The organism is Rhodococcus sp. 15-725-2-2b, assembly GCF_002259075.1.
Taxonomy (GTDB): Bacteria; Actinomycetota; Actinomycetes; order Mycobacteriales; family Mycobacteriaceae; genus Rhodococcoides.
In genome coordinates this window covers 113,325-131,602 of sequence record NZ_NPFL01000020.1, presented here as the reverse complement: position 1 = coordinate 131,602, position 18,278 = coordinate 113,325, and the positions used below count along the sequence as shown (strand labels likewise).

General features: G+C 65.2%; 19 protein-coding genes. 14 read left to right on the top strand and 5 right to left on the bottom strand.

Annotated features, from left to right (window positions below):
• Positions 1-357 precede the first annotated feature (357 nt).
• Both CH306_RS23355 and CH306_RS23350 read left to right on the top strand, forming a co-directional pair.
• The gene (locus tag CH306_RS23355) at positions 358-2,619 is read left to right on the top strand and encodes a polyribonucleotide nucleotidyltransferase (RefSeq protein WP_045195505.1); all 2,262 of its coding nucleotides are present in this window, start codon (positions 358-360) and stop codon (positions 2,617-2,619) included.
• Positions 2,582-3,973: a M16 family metallopeptidase gene (locus CH306_RS23350; protein ID WP_179272755.1), complete on the top strand. Its 1,392-nt coding sequence runs from the start codon at positions 2,582-2,584 to the stop codon at positions 3,971-3,973. Before CH306_RS23355 ends, CH306_RS23350 begins: the two co-directional genes overlap by 38 nt.
• Here the strand turns inward: CH306_RS23350 and CH306_RS23345 are convergent.
• Positions 3,954-4,526 carry a TetR/AcrR family transcriptional regulator gene (locus CH306_RS23345; RefSeq protein ID WP_254924386.1) on the bottom strand — a complete coding sequence of 191 codons (573 nt, stop codon included), beginning with the start codon at positions 4,524-4,526 and terminating at the stop codon, positions 3,954-3,956. The genes CH306_RS23350 and CH306_RS23345 overlap by 20 nt on opposite strands.
• 52 nt (positions 4,527-4,578) lie before the next feature.
• On the opposite strand from CH306_RS23345, the gene CH306_RS23340 reads away from it, so the two are divergent.
• Both CH306_RS23340 and CH306_RS23335 read left to right on the top strand, forming a co-directional pair.
• Positions 4,579-5,253 carry a lysophospholipid acyltransferase family protein gene (locus CH306_RS23340; RefSeq protein WP_094631756.1) on the top strand — a complete coding sequence of 225 codons (675 nt, stop codon included), beginning with the start codon at positions 4,579-4,581 and terminating at the stop codon, positions 5,251-5,253.
• A complete protein-coding gene (locus CH306_RS23335; protein ID WP_094648075.1) occupies positions 5,250-6,050 on the top strand; it encodes an SDR family oxidoreductase in 801 nt (266 codons plus the stop codon). The genes CH306_RS23340 and CH306_RS23335 overlap by 4 nt, the downstream gene beginning before the upstream one ends.
• A gap of 9 nt (positions 6,051-6,059) precedes the next feature.
• Here the strand turns inward: CH306_RS23335 and CH306_RS23330 are convergent, their stop codons facing one another.
• Together CH306_RS23330 and CH306_RS23325 are read right to left on the bottom strand one after the other, a co-directional pair.
• Positions 6,060-6,803, bottom strand: coding sequence for a polyprenol monophosphomannose synthase (locus CH306_RS23330; RefSeq protein WP_032398379.1), 744 nt, complete (start codon positions 6,801-6,803; stop codon positions 6,060-6,062).
• A 96-nt stretch (positions 6,804-6,899) separates the two neighbouring features.
• On the bottom strand, positions 6,900-7,664 hold the full coding sequence (locus CH306_RS23325) for a 2-phosphosulfolactate phosphatase (protein ID WP_094631754.1): 765 nt from the start codon (positions 7,662-7,664) through the stop codon (positions 6,900-6,902).
• Positions 7,665-7,722: 58 nt separating this feature from the next.
• On the opposite strand from CH306_RS23325, the gene CH306_RS23320 reads away from it, so the two are divergent.
• The gene (locus tag CH306_RS23320; RefSeq protein ID WP_032397852.1) at positions 7,723-8,154 is read left to right on the top strand and encodes a hypothetical protein; all 432 of its coding nucleotides are present in this window, start codon (positions 7,723-7,725) and stop codon (positions 8,152-8,154) included.
• Positions 8,155-8,166: 12 nt separating this feature from the next.
• Here CH306_RS23320 and CH306_RS23315 read toward each other — a convergent pair whose 3' ends face one another.
• On the bottom strand, positions 8,167-8,463 hold the full coding sequence (locus CH306_RS23315) for a hypothetical protein (RefSeq protein WP_230597004.1): 297 nt from the start codon (positions 8,461-8,463) through the stop codon (positions 8,167-8,169).
• Between the two features lie 79 nt (positions 8,464-8,542).
• On the opposite strand from CH306_RS23315, the gene CH306_RS23310 reads away from it, so the two are divergent.
• Together CH306_RS23310 and CH306_RS23305 are read left to right on the top strand one after the other, a co-directional pair.
• On the top strand, positions 8,543-9,187 hold the full coding sequence (locus CH306_RS23310) for an AMIN-like domain-containing (lipo)protein (RefSeq protein WP_143544574.1): 645 nt from the start codon (positions 8,543-8,545) through the stop codon (positions 9,185-9,187).
• 79 nt (positions 9,188-9,266) lie between these two features.
• On the top strand, positions 9,267-9,716 hold the full coding sequence (locus tag CH306_RS23305; RefSeq protein WP_094648073.1) for a hypothetical protein: 450 nt from the start codon (positions 9,267-9,269) through the stop codon (positions 9,714-9,716).
• Here CH306_RS23305 and CH306_RS23300 read toward each other — a convergent pair whose 3' ends face one another.
• Complete coding sequence (locus CH306_RS23300; RefSeq protein WP_094631824.1) at positions 9,717-10,430, bottom strand: aquaporin; 714 nt, start codon at positions 10,428-10,430, stop codon at positions 9,717-9,719. It lies immediately after the preceding gene.
• Positions 10,431-10,704: 274 nt separating this feature from the next.
• Between CH306_RS23300 and CH306_RS23295 the strand changes: the two genes are divergently transcribed.
• The 7 genes from CH306_RS23295 (at position 10,705) to CH306_RS23265 (ending at position 18,278) form a co-directional block, all read left to right on the top strand.
• A complete protein-coding gene (locus CH306_RS23295; protein WP_032397854.1) occupies positions 10,705-11,064 on the top strand; it encodes an NADH-quinone oxidoreductase subunit A in 360 nt (119 codons plus the stop codon).
• Between the two features lie 71 nt (positions 11,065-11,135).
• The gene (locus tag CH306_RS23290) at positions 11,136-11,690 is read left to right on the top strand and encodes a NuoB/complex I 20 kDa subunit family protein (protein WP_032397855.1); all 555 of its coding nucleotides are present in this window, start codon (positions 11,136-11,138) and stop codon (positions 11,688-11,690) included.
• The gene (locus tag CH306_RS23285; protein WP_094648072.1) at positions 11,687-12,349 is read left to right on the top strand and encodes an NADH-quinone oxidoreductase subunit C; all 663 of its coding nucleotides are present in this window, start codon (positions 11,687-11,689) and stop codon (positions 12,347-12,349) included. The genes CH306_RS23290 and CH306_RS23285 overlap by 4 nt, the downstream gene beginning before the upstream one ends.
• Positions 12,349-13,647: an NADH dehydrogenase (quinone) subunit D gene (gene nuoD / locus CH306_RS23280; RefSeq protein ID WP_032397857.1), complete on the top strand. Its 1,299-nt coding sequence runs from the start codon at positions 12,349-12,351 to the stop codon at positions 13,645-13,647. The genes CH306_RS23285 and nuoD overlap by 1 nt, the downstream gene beginning before the upstream one ends.
• Positions 13,644-14,537: an NADH-quinone oxidoreductase subunit NuoE gene (gene nuoE, locus CH306_RS23275; protein ID WP_094648071.1), complete on the top strand. Its 894-nt coding sequence runs from the start codon at positions 13,644-13,646 to the stop codon at positions 14,535-14,537. Before nuoD ends, nuoE begins: the two co-directional genes overlap by 4 nt.
• Position 14,538: 1 nt before the next feature.
• The gene (nuoF, locus tag CH306_RS23270; protein WP_094631748.1) at positions 14,539-15,840 is read left to right on the top strand and encodes an NADH-quinone oxidoreductase subunit NuoF; all 1,302 of its coding nucleotides are present in this window, start codon (positions 14,539-14,541) and stop codon (positions 15,838-15,840) included.
• Entirely contained in the window at positions 15,837-18,278 is a 2,442-nt protein-coding gene (locus CH306_RS23265) for an NADH-quinone oxidoreductase subunit G (RefSeq protein WP_094648070.1), read from the top strand. Before nuoF ends, CH306_RS23265 begins: the two co-directional genes overlap by 4 nt.

The following is an 18,278-nucleotide window of genomic DNA, read 5'->3' as shown; positions in this document are numbered from 1 at the left end:
CGACGCGCCGGTGCGCACCCGACTCGCAGCAATAGTGCAGTAGCCAACGAGGCAGTGCTTAGACTGTTCCTCGTTGGCTATCTGTGTTTGTACCGCAAGAAACAGTTCGACCAGCACGAGAAAGCGGATGCACGGCATCCGCACACCGCCGTGTATGCCTGTCACGCCGTGGTGACGGTCTTCGGTAGTGGCCTTTCGGATACGAGATCCGGTGGGCTTCGATCGATGGCCGCCTCCGCGTAGCCGCGTCCCGAGAGAAGCTCGGAGATGGACGGCACAGGTATGCCGCCGCAGCCAGGAGGGCTCGTGGTGTGTCCACGCGGGCACGGCAAAGACGAGAGGACGAGAACAGAACACATGTCGGAAACCACAACATTGGACGTCGAAGAAGGCGTCTACGAAGCAACTGCGATCATCGACAACGGCACGTTCGGCAAGCGGACCATCCGCTTCGAGACCGGCCGCCTCGCACAGCAGGCCGCAGGCGCAGTCGCCGCGTACCTCGACGAGGACACCATGCTGCTGTCGGCAACGACTGCAGGTAAGCACCCCCGTGAGGGATTCGATTTCTTCCCGCTGACGGTCGACGTCGAAGAGCGCATGTACGCCGCGGGCCGCATCCCCGGATCGTTCTTCCGCCGCGAGGGACGTCCGTCCACCGATGCCATCCTCACCTGCCGCCTGATCGACCGGCCGCTGCGTCCGACGTTCGTCGACGGACTGCGCAACGAGATCCAGGTCGTCATCACGGTCATGAGCCTCAACCCGGCCGATCTGTACGACGTCGTCGCGATCAACGCGGCATCGGCCTCGACACAGATCGCCGGACTGCCGTTCTCCGGCCCGATCGGCGGCGTTCGCGTCGCACTGATCGACAAGCAGTGGGTTGCGTTCCCCACCAACGAGCAGCTCGAGAAGGCCGTGTTCAACATGGTCGTCGCCGGCCGCATCGTCTCCGGCTCCGGTGCCGACGCAGACGTCGCGATCATGATGGTCGAAGCCGAGGCCACCGAGAACGTCATCGAGCTCATCGAGGGTGGTGCCACCGCCCCCAACGAGACCGTCGTCGCCGAGGGCCTCGAGGCATCGAAGCCCTTCATCGCCGCGCTGTGCACCGCGCAGCAGGAGCTCGCCGCCAAGGCAGCCAAGCCCACCGGCGACTACCCGGTCTTCCCGGCGTACCAGTCCGACGTCTTCGAGGCCGTGGAGAACGCCGCCAAGATCCCGCTGAACGAGGCGCTGACCATTGCCGGCAAGGCCGAGCGTGAGAACAAGCTCGACGAGGTCAAGGCTCAGGTCCTGACGTCGGTCGGAGACAGCTTCGCCGGTCGCGAGAAGGAAATCGGTGCGGCGTTCCGCGCACTGACCAAGAAGTCGGTTCGCCAGCGCATCCTCACCGATCACTTCCGCATCGACGGTCGCGGCATCACCGACATCCGCTCGCTCTCCGCCGAGGTCGCGATCATCCCGCGTACCCACGGATCGGCCCTGTTCGAGCGCGGGGAGACCCAGATCCTGGGCGTCACCACCCTCGACATGGTCAAGATGGCGCAGCAGGTCGACTCGCTCGGGCCCGAGACGTCCAAGCGCTACATGCACCATTACAACTTCCCGCCGTACTCCACCGGTGAGACCGGCCGCGTCGGTTCGCCGAAGCGTCGCGAGATCGGGCACGGCGCACTCGCCGAGCGCGCTCTGCTGCCGGTGCTGCCCAGCCAGGCGGAGTTCCCGTACGCCATCCGTCAGGTCTCCGAGGCGCTGAGCTCCAACGGCTCGACCTCGATGGGCTCGGTCTGCGCATCGACTCTGTCGCTGCTCAATGCCGGTGTGCCGCTGCGTGCCCCGGTCGCCGGTATCGCGATGGGCCTCGTGTCCGACGAGGTCGACGGCGAGACTCGCTACGTCGCACTCACCGACATTCTCGGTGCCGAGGACGCGTTCGGTGACATGGACTTCAAGGTCGCCGGAACAAAGGACTTCGTCACGGCTCTGCAGCTCGACACCAAGCTCGACGGCATCCCCTCCAAGGTGCTCGCCGGCGCGCTGTCGCAGGCCAAGGATGCTCGCACGACGATCCTCGAGGTCATGGCAGAGGCCATCGACACCCCGGACGAGATGAGCCCGTACGCACCTCGCGTCACCGCGATCAAGGTGCCCGTCGACAAGATCGGTGAGGTCATCGGGCCCAAGGGCAAGATGATCAACTCCATCACCGAGCAGACCGGTGCCAACATCTCCATCGAAGATGACGGCACTGTCTACGTCGGTGCAGCGGACGGCCCGTCCGCACAGGCCGCGATCGACATGATCAACGCCATCGCCAACCCGCAGCTGCCGAAGGTCGGCGAGCGATTCCTCGGAACCGTTGTCAAGACAACGGCTTTCGGCGCATTCGTCTCGCTGCTCCCGGGCCGCGACGGACTGGTGCACATCTCCAAGCTCGGCAACGGCAAGCGCATCAACAAGGTCGAGGACGTCGTCAGCGTCGGATCCAAGTTGCGCGTCGAGATCGCCGACATCGACAACCGCGGCAAGATCAGCCTCGTTCCCGTCGAGGACGACAACGCGGCTGCTCCCGCCGATGCTTCCGAGGCACCCGCCGAGGTCAGCGCTGAGTAAGAAGCAATCGAGTCGAACGGTACGTCCCCTCGGGACGTACCGTTCGGCCGTTCCAGAGAGCATCACCATCGATACGGGTGTGCAACGGACGACTCTGCCCGGTGGTCTTCGGGTCGTCACCGAGTTCGTGCCCGGCGTTCGCTCGGCTTCGGTCGGTGTGTGGGTCGGGGTCGGCTCACGAGACGAACAGCCCAGTGTTGCCGGTGCGGCACATTTCCTCGAACACTTGCTGTTCAAGTCGACTCCTACGCGTAGTGCGCTCGAAATCGCCCAGGTGATGGACGGCGTCGGGGGCGAGCTGAACGCGTTCACCTCGAAGGAGAGCACTTGCTTCTATGCGCACGTGCTCGACGAGGACGTGGCGCTCGCCATCGATCTCGTCAGCGATGTGGTGCTGCGTGGTCGGTGCCGATCGGCCGATGTGGACGTCGAGCGTCAGGTGGTCCTCGAAGAGATCTCCATGCGCGACGACGATCCGGAGGATCTGCTGGGAGATGCCTTCCTGGAAGCCATGTTCGGCGATCATCCGATCGGACGCCCGATCATCGGCTCCGTCGAATCCATCGAGTCGATGACGCGTGCGCAACTGCACTCGTTCCACGTTCGTCGATACACCCCGCAGCGCATGGTCGTTGCGGTTGCGGGCAACGTCGATCACAAGCAGATCGTCTCGCTCGTGCGCCGAGCGTTCTCCGGTCATCTGGACAAGGGCCTGAGGCCGGCCGAAAGACGTTCCGGTACAGCGCGATTGCGTAGCGCACCCACGTTGAGCCTGACCACTCGTGACAGTGAACAGGCCCACCTGTGCCTGGGTGTACGGGCGTTCGGTCGACACGAGGGGCACCGCTGGGCGTTGTCCGTGCTGAACTCGGCCGTGGGCGGCGGGCTCAGTTCTCGTCTCTTTCAGGAGATCAGAGAAGAGCGCGGTCTGGCGTATTCGGTGTACTCGTCGGTGGACACGTTCGCCGACAGTGGCGCCTTCTCCGTCTATGCGGGTTGCCAGCCGGAGAACTTGGGCGAAGTGACGACGGTGATCAGGGAAGTGCTGGCCAAGGTCGCCTCCGAGGGCATCACCGACGCGGAGTGCGCGCGGGCCAAGGGTTCGTTGAGAGGCGGATTGGTTCTGGGCCTCGAAGATTCGGGCTCTCGGATGAACCGGATCGGTCGTAGTGAACTGAACTACGGTAATCACCGCGACATCACCGACACGTTGGCGCGGATCGACAGCGTCGGCAACGACGAGGTGCGCGAGGTTGCAGCCGTGTTGCTCGAGCGTCCTTTCGGTGCCGCGGTGGTCGGCCCCTACAAGAACGTTCGCCAGCTGCCTGCGTCGGTCAGGTCCCTCGTTCGGTAGCGTCGGCGATCACGTCGCGCACTGCGCGGCGGGTCAACTCCGTCACCGCCGAAACGTCGGTGATCGGCTCCAGCGCACGGGTGGAGTGGAGCGCCGCTATTCCGTGCACGGAGGTCCACAGTCGCAGGGCTGTGAACTGTGGATTCTCCGGCGCAACGGCTTCGACCGCGTCGATCAACGCGTCGAACACCGGCCGCGACGCCAGCCGCAGGTTCTCGCCCGAGCCCTCGAGCAGGTCGTGCCTGAAGATGAGTGCGAACATCGCCGGGCGCTGCGCAGCGAACTGCACGTAGGTATGTGCCATCGCATCCAGTGACTCGCGGGGTGAAACGGCTTGTTGGGCCGCCGAGTTCAGCGCCAGCCCCAGGTCGACCAGACCGACTCGAGCCACCGCCGCGGCAAGTGCGCTCAACGTCGGAAAGTACCGTCTCGGTGCGCCGTGCGATACGCCCGCTTCGCGGGTGACCGCTCTGATGGTCAGCGCGCCCTGTCCCTCGCTTTCGAGCAGGCGAACACCCGCGTTCACCAGTCGAGTCCTGAGGTTGTCCGGCACGTAGACATTGTCTACTCTCGGTGTCGACGCTGTCCAGCCGAGAGGATCCGACGTGTGGTACCTGCTGTTCGAATACGTGTTGATCGGGCCGATTCTGCGCATTCTCGGTCGACCGAGAGTGTCCGGGACGCAGAATCTACCGACCTCGGGTCCGGTGATCATCGCGGGCAACCACCTCACGGTCGTCGACTCCTTCTTCCTCGTCCTCCTGGTGCGTCGCCGCGTCACCTTCATCGCCAAGAGCGAGTACTTCACGGGCCGGGGAATCAAGGGGGCGGCGCTTCGGTGGTTCTACAGCGCGACGGGTCAGGTTCCGGTCGATCGACGCGGTGCCGACGCGTCGGCACCGGCGCTCGCGGCGGCGAAAAGTATTCTGCGACAAGGGAAGGTATGGGCGGTGTACCCGGAGGGAACTCGATCGCCCGACGGACGGCTGTACACGGGCAAGACCGGCCTGGCGCGCGTCGCGATCGAAACAGGTGCCCCCGTCGTACCGTTGGTGATGCACGGAACGCTCGCCGTCAATCCGGTCGGCTCGAGAATGTGGCGTCCGGGAAAGGTGCGCATGGTCGTCGGCGAACCATTGGATTTCACGAGATACGCAGGGGGAGAGAACAGCAAGGCCATTCTGCGAGCGGTCACCGATGAGGTGATGGCGGCGCTGGCGAACCTGTCGGGGCAAGAATACGTCGATGTGTACGCCGCGTCGGTCAAGGAAGCGGCATGAGAAACTCGGACGTGTCGGCACGAGGCAGAACAGTCCTCGTCACCGGCGTAGGCCGGCGGCAGGGAATCGGCTTCGCTGTCACCCACCGTCTGCTGCAGGACGAGACCACCCGCGTCTTCGCGCACTCGTGCGACGGCTACGACGCCACCGAGCCGTGGGGAGCAGGCACACCGGGAGCGAGGAAGGTGTTGGCCGAGTTGTCGATCGCCGACGACAGGCTCGGCCACCTCGACATCGATTTCGTCGATCCCGCGGCACCGGCAGCCCTGTTCGACGCGGCCGAATCCAGGCTCGGTGCGATCGATTCTCTGAAGGTCAACCATGCGCGGTCGCAGGTGGGTGATCTGGATTCGATGACGGCGGAGTCGCTCGACCTGACCTGGGCGGTGAACGTGCGAGCGTCTTTGCTCCTGGTTCAGGAATTCGTGCGGCGCTACGTGGATCATCCCGACGGTGGTCGCGTCGTACTGTTCACCTCCGGGCAGAACGAAGGGCCCATGCCGACCGAAATTCCCTACGCAGTGAGCAAGGGTGCCATTGCGTCGATCACCTCTACGCTGGCCGATTCGGTGATCGAGCGAGGCATCACCGTCAACACGATCAATCCGGGTCCGACCGATACCGGCTGGGCCAGTGCGGATCTGGACGAGTTCGTTTCACGCCACATGCCGCGCGGTCGGTGGAACTCTCCCGACGAGGCCGCGGCCGTCGTGGCGATGCTGCTCTCGCCCGATTCGGGCTCGATCACCGGTCAGGTGATCGGGGCCGAAGGCGGATTCCGACGCTTCACGCCTTGACGTGTGGGGTCAGAGTTTCTTCTTGCCCAGCAACAACTTCCAGGGCACCAATGCCGACTCGAGCTGCACCGACAGGCTCATCTTGGATTCGCCCTCGCTGCGCTCCTCGAACGTGATCGGCACTTCGGCGAGAGTGAGGCCGTGTTTGACGGTTCGATAGTTCATCTCCACCTGGAACGCGTACCCGTTGCTCTCGACCGAGGCGACATCGATGGTGCGCAGGGTGCGCGCGTGCCACGCCTTGAATCCCGCGGTCGCATCCTTGACTCCGAGGCGCAGGATCGTGTTCACGTAGAAATTCGCCCATGCGGACAGGGCCTTGCGATGCCAGGGCCAATCGGCAGCGACCGCTCCGCCCGGTACGTATCGCGATCCGAGCACCACGGCCGCGTCGCTGGTGTTGAGTTTGTCGATCATCGCCGGAATCACCTCGGTGGGGTGCGAGAGATCGGCGTCCATCTGAATGACGATGTCCGCACCTTCGTCGAGCGCTCTCGTCATGCCTGCGACGTATGCGCGGCCGAGCCCGTTCTTCTCGGTGCGGTGCAGAACGCTGACGTCGATGGGTCCGTCGATGGCCAATTTGTCGGCGACCTCGCCGGTGCCGTCCGGCGAATTGTCGTCGACCACCAACACACCGAGCCCTTCCACCTGTAACCCGGCCAGCAGCTCGACGAGCTTGGGGAGGTTCTCACGTTCGTTGTACGTCGGTACAACGACGGTGGTCTTGGGGGCGACTCGTTCCGTACTCACCACCGTATGATCCGTGATTCGGGTGTCCGATCCAAATATCGGACACGATCGGCCGTGTCGGGTCGGCATCGTGGGTCGTGTCGATCGCCCGTCGACTCACGACCGAGCCGCGTCGACGAATACTCCGTCGCGCAGAATCGGAACGCAGGAACTCGAATCGACCTCGGCTGCGATGTCGACGTCTTCCGGGTGTCTCATCCCGGCCAATTCGCGACCCGAGGCGCATTGCCGCAGCTCGGAGCCTACGTCGTGCATGACGGCTCGCCACGCGGCAGCGGCTGTTCTCGCCTCGGGGGAGGCATCGGGTGCTCCGGCGTCGAGCAGGGCGGCGATGACTGCACCGGCCCCCCACAGGTCCTCGACGGCGGGGCGGAGCGATCCGTCCGGCCATCGTTCTCCGGCCGCTATGACCGCTGTCACCGCACTGCTGTTTCCGGCCCGTATCCACTGCCCCACTGCGGACGCGTTTCTCAGCGACGCTCCAACACACAGCGGGGCCGTGCTCGCGAGATCGTGGGCAATGGTGGACCCGTTCGGTGACGGCAACACCAGCCGAGCCGGTGCCGGCGCGGCCCGTACGGTGGCCGGGCACAAGCTGATCCGGCCCGGTGAGGCGGCCGACCGCCCCACGGCGAGGGCCGCGTCGAACTGCTCGGCCAACTCGGTGGCCCGGTCGTCGCGCCACCGACTGGGGATGACGTCGATACCCGCGTCCACAGCGACCGTGAGAGTGGTCGTGAACGACAGGACATCCACGACGACGGCGATGTCGGCGCCGTCGACACAGGCATCGGCACCGCGCAGACCCCAGTCGAAGCGGAGTCCGTACGCGTTCTGGGACAGTTCGGGGTCGGCCGGCATTGCCGAAAGGTAGCAAGTCCGGTGATACCTTCGGCGCGGGATCTAGTGGGGGAGAAACATGCAGTTGGAACTGGACACCAAGGTGATCGTCCTCGTGGCCGGTCTGCTGCTGCTGTGGGCACTGGGGTTGGGTGTCGTCAAGTACCACCAGATGTCGACGTCTCCGGACGGCACTGCCCACCGGTACGTCGACATCGCCCATCGGGCAGCGTTGATGTACTCGTTCGCCGCTCTGGTACTCGCTGTGCTGGCGCAGTTCAGCGCGTGGTCGGTGCCGGTGGATCTGATCGCCGCATCGGTGGTGCTGTTGTTCTTTGTCGCTGCCGTCGTGAGCTACACCGTGCACGGGTTTCGTCGGGACACCGAGAACCAGTTCGTCGATCCCGTCCCGGGGACGCATCTGTTCATGGTGTCGTTGATCGTCGGCGAAATCGGAGGAACAGCGGTGCTCGTGGCCGGCTTCGCCGTCGAGCAGTTCGGTGCGCGCTGAGAGACTCGGAAACTACCGAGGGTCCAGGTACAGCTCGGCGGTCTCGGTGGCGACGGCGGACACCGCAGTTGCGAGACCGGGCTCGAGGTCCAGTGCAGCTGCCAGCGGTTCTCCGCGCAGGCCCTGCGTTCGGAGTAGCTCCCAGGCCCGTTCCACCAAGCGCACCGATGTGGGATGGTCCAACTCGGGGCGGTTCGAGCGCAGTGCGGTGGCAGCCCAGTCCGCGTCGAAAGTCCCGTTGGGCGGACCGAACACACGCTCACCGGACGAATAGCTCTTGGGCTCCATACCCTCCGACGCTAGCAGCATCGCAGGACGGTGCAATCGTGACCGATTTGCGTCGGGACAGCACTACCGAACCGATCGGTTTCTTCAGTACGGTATGGCGATGTACGACGGCCACCGCAGGTCTCCACTCGCGCTCTGGGTCGTCGGATCGCTGGCGCTCGGTCTTCTCGCGGGCTGTGCCGGCGAGGACGGCAGCGGCCCGGTCGACGAGGTCTCGGCCGGCACGAACTACGTGACGGTCACGGGATCGTTGGTGGTCGGTGATCCCGTGACCGATCCCGCGCCGACCGTCGAAGCGCCGCCGCCCGTGGTGATAGAGCTACCCCCGAGCCTCGATGGCGCGCGGTTCCCGAGCGCGTCGCCGGTCGGTGTCACCGACGTGGTGTTCGAGGGGTCGTCGACTGTCGAATTCCGGTTGGCGGGCAACGGCCCTGTCTCCTACACGGTGCGGTATGTCGACGAAGCCGTCCGCTACGCCACGAGTGAACCGCTGGCCGTGCCGGGAAGATCGGTGTTGCAGGTGGATCTGTCCGGTACATCGACGGACTCCGACGGCACGTTCTCTCCGTATACCGGGCCCGAACGTGTCCGAGGACATGGGGGTTCCGCTGTTGCCTCGGTCGATTTTCTGGCCGATCCCGGCGGAATCTCGCAGGCCTTCGTCGGTGTTGCGGCCGATCGACCCGAGTTCACGGTGACGACCACCGAAGAACCTACCGCGGTGATCGTCACCGTCGAGTCCTGACCGGACTCGCAGCGTCGAATGCATGTCGGCCGTAGCTGTTTCGGGCTGATTCGCGGGGACAGCGCGGTAGCATCGCGGTGTGTCCGACGCCACAGTGGGAGAGAGTTCATCCGGTCGTCTGCGCGTGCTCGTGTACAGCAGCAATGCCGCCACCCGTGCCCAGGTGCAGTCTGCGGTGGGAACTCGACCGGATCCCGCACTCGGTGACATCGAGTACGTCGACATCGCCACGGCTGCCGTAGTCATCGAGCACATGGATGCAGGCGGTGTCGCGTTGGCGATTCTCGACGGCGAGTCCTCACCCGTCGGCGGTCTGGGTCTGGCGAAGCAGCTGAAGGACGAGATCGTCGATTGCCCACCGGTGTTGGTGCTCATCGGACGTCCGGACGACGCGTGGTTGGCCGAATGGTCGCGCGCCGAGGCTGCAGTACCGCACCCGTTGGATCCGATTCGGCTCGGGCGTGCGGTGGTCGATCTGCTGGGGCAGCGCTCGGCACGCGTCGGTGCCCGGGTCTCTCGACCGCGGTAGTCAGACCGTCTTCTCCGATGCGGGGACCGTCAGCACGAACCGGTGGATCGAACCGGCGATGACTGCTCCGAGCAACGGGAACACCACGAACACCCACAGCTGTGACAGGGCCGGTCCGCCGGAGACGAGGGCCGGGCCGAGGGACCGAGCAGGGTTGACCGAGGTCGAGTCGATGCCGATGCCCAGCAGGTGAACCACGGTCAGGGTGAGGCCGATCGGGATGCCGGCCGCCACGACGGGGTGAACGGTGGGAGCGGTCGTGGCCAGTACGACCAGGACGAGCAGGCCGGTCGCGATCGTCTCGAACACCGCCACCGACGCCAGCCCGTATCCTCCGGGTGACGAGCTGCCGAAACCGTTGGTGCCCAGACCGTCCGACGACATGTCGTATCCGGGGCGGCCGGACGCCACGAACAGTACGATCAGCGCGCCGATCACTGCACCCACGGCCTGCGCAGCGATGTAGAACGCAGCTTTGACCGGGGTGATGGCGCGAGCTATCAGGGCTCCGATCGTCACGGCCGGGTTGATGTGGCATCCCGAGACAGGCCCGATCGCGTAGACGAGGGCGAGCAGTGTGAGCCCGAACGCCAGGGCGATGCCCGGGGTGCCGACAGTGTCGCCCGCGATGACGGCGGTGCCGACTCCGAAGATCACGAGCAGGGCAGTTCCCAATCCCTCGGCGGCGAGTGCCGAGACGGAAATCGATTTCATCATTCCTCCTGTTTCATGCCGCGGCCTCGTTCGGCCGGGATCGTCGGGAGGTTTGTCGTTGACGTCCGACCGGATCGCATGGGGCCGGGTAGTGATCTGAGTCACACTGTCGAGATCGGGTGCCCCATGCGTGTCAACGGATTACGAAACTGGAGTCCTCGAAATCCCGCGAGATCGACACCGAACCCATATCGTGTGTTTCAGGTCACATTGGTACGGCCGTCGCATTTACTCCGCGCCGGCGTGGTAGTCGATCGAGGGAGCAGATGCCGGGATGAACGCCTACGTTCCGATCCTCGTTCTCGGTGCCATTGCGGTCGTGTTCGCGGTGTTCTCGGTGATGGTCGGAACCATGGTGGGTCCGGCGCGGTACAACCGAGCGAAGTTCGACGCGTACGAGTGCGGCATCGAGCCCACGATGCATGCGCCTACGGGCCAACGATTTCCGGTGAAGTTCTACCTGACCGCGATGCTGTTCATCATTTTCGACATCGAGATCGTCTTCCTCTATCCGTGGGCCGTGCACCTCGACGTCCTGGGCGCTTTCGGACTGGTTGCCATGGCACTGTTCGTCGTCAACGTGTCGGTGGCCTACGTCTACGAGTGGCGGCGAGGCGGACTCGGATGGGACTGACGCCCGAACGCTGATCGGCGGCGGCACGATGCACTGTTCTCACCTCAAGCGGATGCGAAAGAGCGTGATCGATGGGACTCGAAGAGAAGCTACCCAGCGGATTTCTGCTGACCACCGTCGAGGGGTTGGCGGGCTACGCCCGTAAGGGTTCGTTGTGGCCCGCGACCTTCGGTCTCGCGTGCTGTGCGATCGAGATGATGGCCACCACCTCCGGTCGGTTCGATCTCGCGCGATTCGGCATGGAAGCGTTCCGTGCGTCTCCGCGTCAAGCGGACCTGATGATCGTGGCGGGGCGTGTCAGCCAGAAGATGGGGCCCGTACTGCGGCAGGTGTACGACCAGATGGCGGAGCCGAAATGGGTCCTCGCCATGGGTGTCTGCGCGTCCTCGGGCGGAATGTTCAACAACTACGCGGTGGTTCAGGGTGTCGATCATATCGTCCCCGTCGACATCTACCTGCCCGGTTGCCCGCCCCGGCCCGAGATGCTGCTCAACGCAATCCTGGAGCTGCACAAGAAGATTCAGGAAATGCCGCTCGGTGTCAACCGCGAGCAGGTGCGCGCGGCCGCCGAGGCTGCAGCGTTGGCGTCCACCCCGACCATCGACTTGAAGGGGCTGCTGCGATGACGACGCACGGAGCCCGCGGGATGTTCGGTGTCCGGGGGAGCGGCGACACGTCCGGCTACGGCCGGTTGCAGCCGCCGGTGGCGTCGGTCGATACCGCGCTCCGACCCTACGGCAGCTACTTCGACGCCCTGGTCGATCGCTTGGCCGCTGTTCTCGACTCCGGGGACGCAGCCGTACCGTTCGAGGACGCCGTCGAACGTGTGGTGATCTTCCGCGACGAACTGACGTTGCATCTCTCGCGGGAGCACGTACCCGCTGTCGCCCGTGCTCTCCGTGACGACGGGGAACTGAGATTCGAATTGTGCACGGGGGCATCGGGCGTGCACTACCCGGATCATGTCGGCCGGGAATTGCGCGTGGTCTACCATCTGGTCTCCATCACCCACGGACGCCGTGTGCGACTCGAAGTGGCTGTGCCCGATGCAGATCCGCACACGCCCTCGCTCTGCGCGGTGTATCCGACCAACGATTGGCACGAACGCGAGGTCTACGACTTCTTCGGCATCGTCTTCGACGGTCATCCCGCCCTGACGCGGATCGAGATGCCCGACGATTGGGTCGGCCACCCCCAACGCAAGGACTATCCCCTGGGCGGAATTCCCATCGAGTACAAGGGCGCTCGGGTTGCGCCTCCCAACGAGCGCAGGTCGTACAACTGATGAGCGCAACGGACGAAACCATCTATGCGGTGTCGGGTCAGGACTGGGACGACGTGGTCGAGCTGGCCCGCGGGTCGACCACGGAACGCATCGTGGTCAACATGGGTCCGCAACACCCGTCCACCCATGGTGTGCTGCGGTTGATACTCGAGATCGAAGGCGAGACCGTCACCGAGGCCCGGTGCGGAATCGGCTACCTGCACACCGGTATCGAGAAGAACCTCGAGTATCGTAACTGGACCCAGGGCGTCACGTTCGTCACTCGGATGGACTATCTCTCGCCCTTCTTCAACGAGACCGCGTACTGCCTCGGGGTGGAGAAGCTACTCGACATCACCGACGACATTCCCGAGCGCGCGACGGTGGTCCGGGTGATGCTGATGGAGCTCAATCGGATTTCCTCGCACCTCGTGGCGTTGGCCACGGGCGGAATGGAATTGGGTGCCGTGACGGCGATGCTGTTCGGCTTCCGGGAACGCGAACTGATACTCGACGTCTTCGAGGCCATCACCGGACTTCGGATGAACCACGCCTACATCCGTCCCGGGGGCTTGTCTCAGGATCTGCCCGCCGATGCGATCGCCAAGGTCCGCGAGCTACTGCGGGTTCTTCCCGGCCGTCTACGCGACCTCGAACTCATGCTCAACGACAACCCGATCTGGAAGGCCAGAACCGAGAACGTCGGCTACCTGGACCTGACGGGGTGCATGGCCCTCGGCGTCACCGGTCCGGTGCTTCGCTCGACCGGGCTTCCCTACGATCTGCGCCGGTCCGATCCCTACTGCGGGTACGAGAACTACGAGTTCGATGTCGTCACCGACACCGGATGCGACTGCTACGGGCGCTATCTGATTCGCGTGGAAGAGATGAAGGAATCGCTCAAGATCGTCGAGCAGACTCTCGATCGGCTGCGACCCGGACCGGTGGTCATCGACGACAAGAAGATCGCCTGGCCGGCAGAACTGGTCTCCGGACCCGACGGTCTCGGCAATTCTCAGGACCACGTGCGCACCATCATGGACACCTCGATGGAGTCGTTGATCCACCACTTCAAACTGGTGACCGAGGGAATGCGAGTGCCGGCGGGCCAAGTGCTGTCCACCGTGGAATCGCCGCGAGGCGAACTGGGCGTGCACATCGTCAGCGACGGCGGCACTCGGCCGTACCGAGTGCATTTCAGAGACCCCTCGTTCACCAACCTGCAGGCGGTTGCCGCGATGTGCGAGGGCGGCATGATCTCCGACGTCATCGCTGCCGTGGCCAGTATCGACCCGGTGATGGGCGGGGTGGACCGATGACCACGCCACGCTCGGAGCCGGTACTCGTCCAACTCGGAGCCCGCCCCGAGGAAGCCGTACAACTGGTCGGCCCCGACGCACGCGAATCCTATCCCGACGACGTCCTGGCCCGCCTGCGCGCCGACGCCGACATCGTCCTCGCCCGCTATCCTCAGACCCGATCCGCGTTGCTGCCGTTGCTGCACCTGGTGCAATCCGAGGACGGATACCTCACGCCGGCCGGAATCGAATTCTGCTCGGACGTACTCGATCTCACCGGAGCAGAGGTGACCGCGGTCGCGACGTTCTACTCGATGTATCGCCGCGAGCCCACCGGCAACTATCGCGTCGGAGTGTGCACCAACACCCTGTGTGCCGTCATGGGCGGCGACGCCATCATGGACGCCCTGCGGGACCACCTCGACATCGATCACGGCGGGACCACGGCCGACGGTGCCATCACCCTCGAGCACATCGAGTGCAATGCCGCGTGCGACTTCGCGCCGGTGATGATGGTCAACTGGGAATTCTTCGACAACAGAACTCCGGCGTCGGCGCGGGAACTGGTCGACGCGCTTCGCTCCGGTGAGCAGGTGACCCCGACTCGCGGCGCGCCGCTGTGCACGTTCCGCGAGACCGAGCGAATTCTCGCCGGGTTCGCCGACGACCGGCCCGGGGCACTCGAATCCTCCGGCAGCGCAGGCGAAGCCACCCTCGCCGGCCTCCGGTACGCCCGAGAGCACTCGATGTCGGCTCCCCGGGCGGCCGCCGGCTCGCCGGACGATCATCCCGATCTCGGTGCCGAAGCCGTGGCGGAGACCGTGCGCGAGAAACCCGCTCCGGCTCCGTCGGCGACCGTTCCACCGCAGCCGAACACCACCGAAACCGATTCGTCGACGAAGGGGAAGTGACATGGCCCTGACGCCGGTGCTGAGCGAATTCTGGGACGAGAAGAACTCGTGGACCCTCGACACCTACCGCAGTCACGACGGATATCGAGGGCTGGAGAAAGCCCTGTCCATGGACCCCGACGATCTCATCGCCTTGGTCAAGGAATCCGGTCTGCGCGGCCGTGGCGGTGCGGGATTCCCGACCGGAACGAAGTGGAGCTTCATTCCACAGGGTGACGGGAAAGTTCACTACCTCGTGGTCAACGCCGACGAATCGGAGCCGGGCACCTGCAAGGACATGCCGCTGCTGATGGCGAGCCCGCACACGCTGATCGAAGGAATCATCATCGCGGCGTACGCCATTCGGGCATCGCATGCATTCGTGTACGTCCGCGGCGAAGTGGTACCGGTGTTGCGCAGACTGCATGCCGCGGTCGCCGAGGCATACGCGGCCGGCTACCTGGGCAAGGACGTTCTCGGAACGGGATTCGAGCTCGAGCTGGTGATCCATGCCGGTGCAGGCGCGTACATCTGCGGCGAGGAGACGGCTCTGCTCGACTCGTTGGAGGGTCGGCGCGGACAACCCCGGCTGCGTCCACCGTTCCCCGCGGTCGCAGGCCTGTACGCACGCCCGACGGTGGTCAACAATGTCGAATCGATAGCCAGCGTTCCGGTGATCCTGCGCAACGGAATCGAGTGGTTCCGGTCGATGGGCAGCGAGAAGTCACCCGGATTCACCCTCTACTCGATCTCCGGTCACGTGTGTCGTCCCGGCCAGTACGAGGCTCCGCTGGGTATCACCCTGCGGGAACTGCTGGACTACGCGGGCGGCATCCGGCCAGGTCACGAGTTGAAATTCTGGACACCGGGAGGTTCGTCGACACCGATGTTCACCGGCGACCACCTCGACGTGCCACTCGACTACGAAGGCGTCGGCGCCGCCGGATCGATGTTGGGTACCAAGGCATTGCAGATCTTCGACGACACGACGTGCGTGGTGCGAGCGGTACTGCGCTGGACGGAGTTCTACGCACACGAATCCTGCGGCAAATGCACGCCGTGCAGAGAAGGAACCTATTGGCTGGTGCAGATACTGCGCCGCCTCGACAGTGGAACCGGCACCGAAGCGGACCTGACGACACTGCTCGACATCGCTGACGGCATCGCCGGAAAGTCGTTCTGCGCGTTGGGAGACGGAGCTGCGAGCCCCATCGTGTCCTCGCTGAAGTACTTCCGCGAGGAATACATCCGACATGTCACCGAACAGGGATGTCCCTTCGATCCACACCGATCGACTCTGATGGCAGAGGAGCTGACGTCATGACCGCAGCTGCACATGGTCGTTCCGCGGTGACCCACGTGGAGATGGTGACACTGACCATCGACGACCACGAGATCAGCGTTCCCAAGGGCACGTTGGTGATTCGCGCCGCCGAGCTGATGGGTGTGCAGATCCCGCGCTTCTGCGATCACCCGCTGCTCGATCCGGTGGGGGCGTGCCGTCAATGTCTGGTCGACGTCGAGGGGCAGCGCAAGCCGTTGGCGTCCTGCACGACCACGGTGGCCGAGGGCATGGTCGTGCGCACTCAGGTGACATCGGAGTCGGCGGAGAAGGCGCAGCGAGGCGTCATGGAACTGCTGCTGATCAATCATCCGCTGGACTGCCCGGTGTGCGACAAGGGCGGCGAGTGCCCGCTGCAGAACCAGGCGATGGCGGCGGGTCGAGCAGAGTCCAGATTCGTCGAGACCAAACGCACGTACCCCAAACCGATTCCGCTGTCGGCGGAGGTCCTGCTGGACCGGGAACGGTGCGTCCTGTGCGCGCGCTGCACTCGGTTCGCGGCACAAGTGGCCGGCGACCCGTCCATCGACCTGCTCGAGCGCGGTGCGATTCAACAGGTCGGGATCTTCGGTAACGAGCCGTTCGACTCCTACTTCTCGGGCAACACCGTCCAGATCTGTCCGGTGGGTGCGCTGACCAACACCGAATATCGGTTCCGGGCGCGTCCCTACGATCTCACCTCGTCACCGAGCGTGTGCGAGCACTGCGCAGGCGGCTGTGCTCAACGAACCGACCATCGGCGCGGCAAGGTCCTTCGCCGGCTGGCAGGTGACGACCCGCAGGTCAACGAGGAATGGAACTGTGACAAAGGACGGTGGGCGTTCAAGTACGCCACCGAACCCGATCGCATCACCGCGCCGATGATCCGGGACGGATCAGGGGAGTTGATCGAGACGTCGTGGTCGGCTGCGCTGGCCGCCGCGGCGTCGGGGCTGGCCGCATCGGTCGGCCGGGCGGCGGTGTTGATCGGCGGAAGGTCGACCCTCGAAGACGCCTACGCGTACGCCAAGTTTGCTCGAACAGTGCTGCACACCAACGACGTCGACTTCCGCAATCGCAGCCACAGCACCGAAGAAGCCGACTTCCTGGCCGGCCGAATTGCAGCGACCGGGTTGGGGGTCACCTACACCGACCTCGAGCAGGCCCCGGTGGTGTTGCTGGTCGGCTTCGAGCCCGAGGAAGAATCGCCGCTGGTGTTCCTGAGGCTTCGCAAGGCGCACCGCACGAGCGCAGTGGTGGTGGCGTCGATCGCGCCGTTCTCCACCCGAGGTCTACGAAAGCTCGACGGCGTTCTGCTGCAGTCGATTCCCGGTGACGAGCCGGCGTGGCTCGATGCGTTGCACGTCGGCGATCGTGGGACCGAATCCATTGCGCACCTCCTTCGCGAGCCCGGTGCGATCGTGCTCGTAGGCGAGCGGCTCGGCTGCGTGCCCGGCGGTCTGTCGGCGGCTTCGAAACTGGCGGACGACACCGGGGCGCGCCTGGCCTGGATTCCGCGACGTGCTGGAGAACGCGGTGCCCTCGACGCCGGGGCGCTGCCGAACGTCTTGCCCGGCGGTCGTCCTGTGGCCGATGCGGCTGCGCGCGCCGAGGTTGCCGCGGTGTGGGGTGTGTCCGGGTTGCCGGCGGAGGTGGGCCGCGACACCGCGGCGATCCTGGCCGACGCCGGACCGAGTCGTGTCCTGGTCACTGCCGGAATCGATCTCGACGATCTACCGGACCCTGCGGGTGCACTCGATGCACTGGACCGATCGGCGTTCGTGGTGAGCCTGGAGCTACGCCGCAGTGCGGTCACCGAGCGGGCCGACGTGGTGTTCCCGGTGGCGCCGGTGGTCGACAAGCCGGGAACCTTCGTCGACTGGGAAGGACGACCGCGCGCGTTCGACACTGCGCTCGGTGCCGGTGCACTGATGCCGGACCAACGCGTCCTCGATGCGATCGCCGCACAGATGGGCGTCGAACTGGCCGTGCCCGACGCGGCGGCGGCACGCGCTCAGTTGACTCGCCTCGGTGTGTGGAACGGCCCGCGCATCCCGGTGGCCCGGATCGCGTCCCGCGCGGACGTTCCGACCCTCGGGCCCGGGGAGGCGATTCTGGCCACGTGGCGGATGCTCCTCGATGCGGGACGGATGCAGGACGGTGAGGACAATCTCGCCGCGACCGGTCGCCCGCCCACCGTTCGGTTGTCGGCGGCGACGGCGTCGGCCATCGGAGCGGAGACCGGTGACCCGGTGAGCGTCGCGACGGACCGGGGCTCGATCACGTTGCCGCTGACGATCACCGACCTGCCCGACACCGTGGTCTGGCTGCCGCTGAACTCGTCCGGTTCGGCGGTGTACCGGTCGCTCGGCGCGCAATCGGGCGCGGTGGTTCGCATCGGTCGGGGTTCTGTGGAACGACCCGAGGGTGAGCAGTCGTGA

Coding starts and splice junctions, on each gene's coding strand:
- CH306_RS23285 (WP_094648072.1), top strand. CDS start 11,687: ATGACGACGCACGGAGCCCGCGGGATGTTCGGTGTCCGGGGGAGCGGC.
- CH306_RS23295 (WP_032397854.1), top strand. CDS start 10,705: ATGAACGCCTACGTTCCGATCCTCGTTCTCGGTGCCATTGCGGTCGTG.
- CH306_RS23320 (WP_032397852.1), top strand. CDS start 7,723: ATGCAGTTGGAACTGGACACCAAGGTGATCGTCCTCGTGGCCGGTCTG.
- CH306_RS23355 (WP_045195505.1), top strand. CDS start 358: ATGTCGGAAACCACAACATTGGACGTCGAAGAAGGCGTCTACGAAGCA.
- CH306_RS23335 (WP_094648075.1), top strand. CDS start 5,250: ATGAGAAACTCGGACGTGTCGGCACGAGGCAGAACAGTCCTCGTCACC.
- CH306_RS23315 (WP_230597004.1), bottom strand. CDS start 8,463: ATGCTGCTAGCGTCGGAGGGTATGGAGCCCAAGAGCTATTCGTCCGGT.
- nuoE (WP_094648071.1), top strand. CDS start 13,644: ATGACCACGCCACGCTCGGAGCCGGTACTCGTCCAACTCGGAGCCCGC.
- CH306_RS23310 (WP_143544574.1), top strand. CDS start 8,543: ATGTACGACGGCCACCGCAGGTCTCCACTCGCGCTCTGGGTCGTCGGA.
- nuoF (WP_094631748.1), top strand. CDS start 14,539: ATGGCCCTGACGCCGGTGCTGAGCGAATTCTGGGACGAGAAGAACTCG.
- nuoD (WP_032397857.1), top strand. CDS start 12,349: ATGAGCGCAACGGACGAAACCATCTATGCGGTGTCGGGTCAGGACTGG.
- CH306_RS23290 (WP_032397855.1), top strand. CDS start 11,136: ATGGGACTCGAAGAGAAGCTACCCAGCGGATTTCTGCTGACCACCGTC.
- CH306_RS23350 (WP_179272755.1), top strand. CDS start 2,582: ATGCTTCCGAGGCACCCGCCGAGGTCAGCGCTGAGTAAGAAGCAATCG.
- CH306_RS23325 (WP_094631754.1), bottom strand. CDS start 7,664: ATGCCGGCCGACCCCGAACTGTCCCAGAACGCGTACGGACTCCGCTTC.
- CH306_RS23265 (WP_094648070.1), top strand. CDS start 15,837: ATGACCGCAGCTGCACATGGTCGTTCCGCGGTGACCCACGTGGAGATG.
- CH306_RS23300 (WP_094631824.1), bottom strand. CDS start 10,430: ATGAAATCGATTTCCGTCTCGGCACTCGCCGCCGAGGGATTGGGAACT.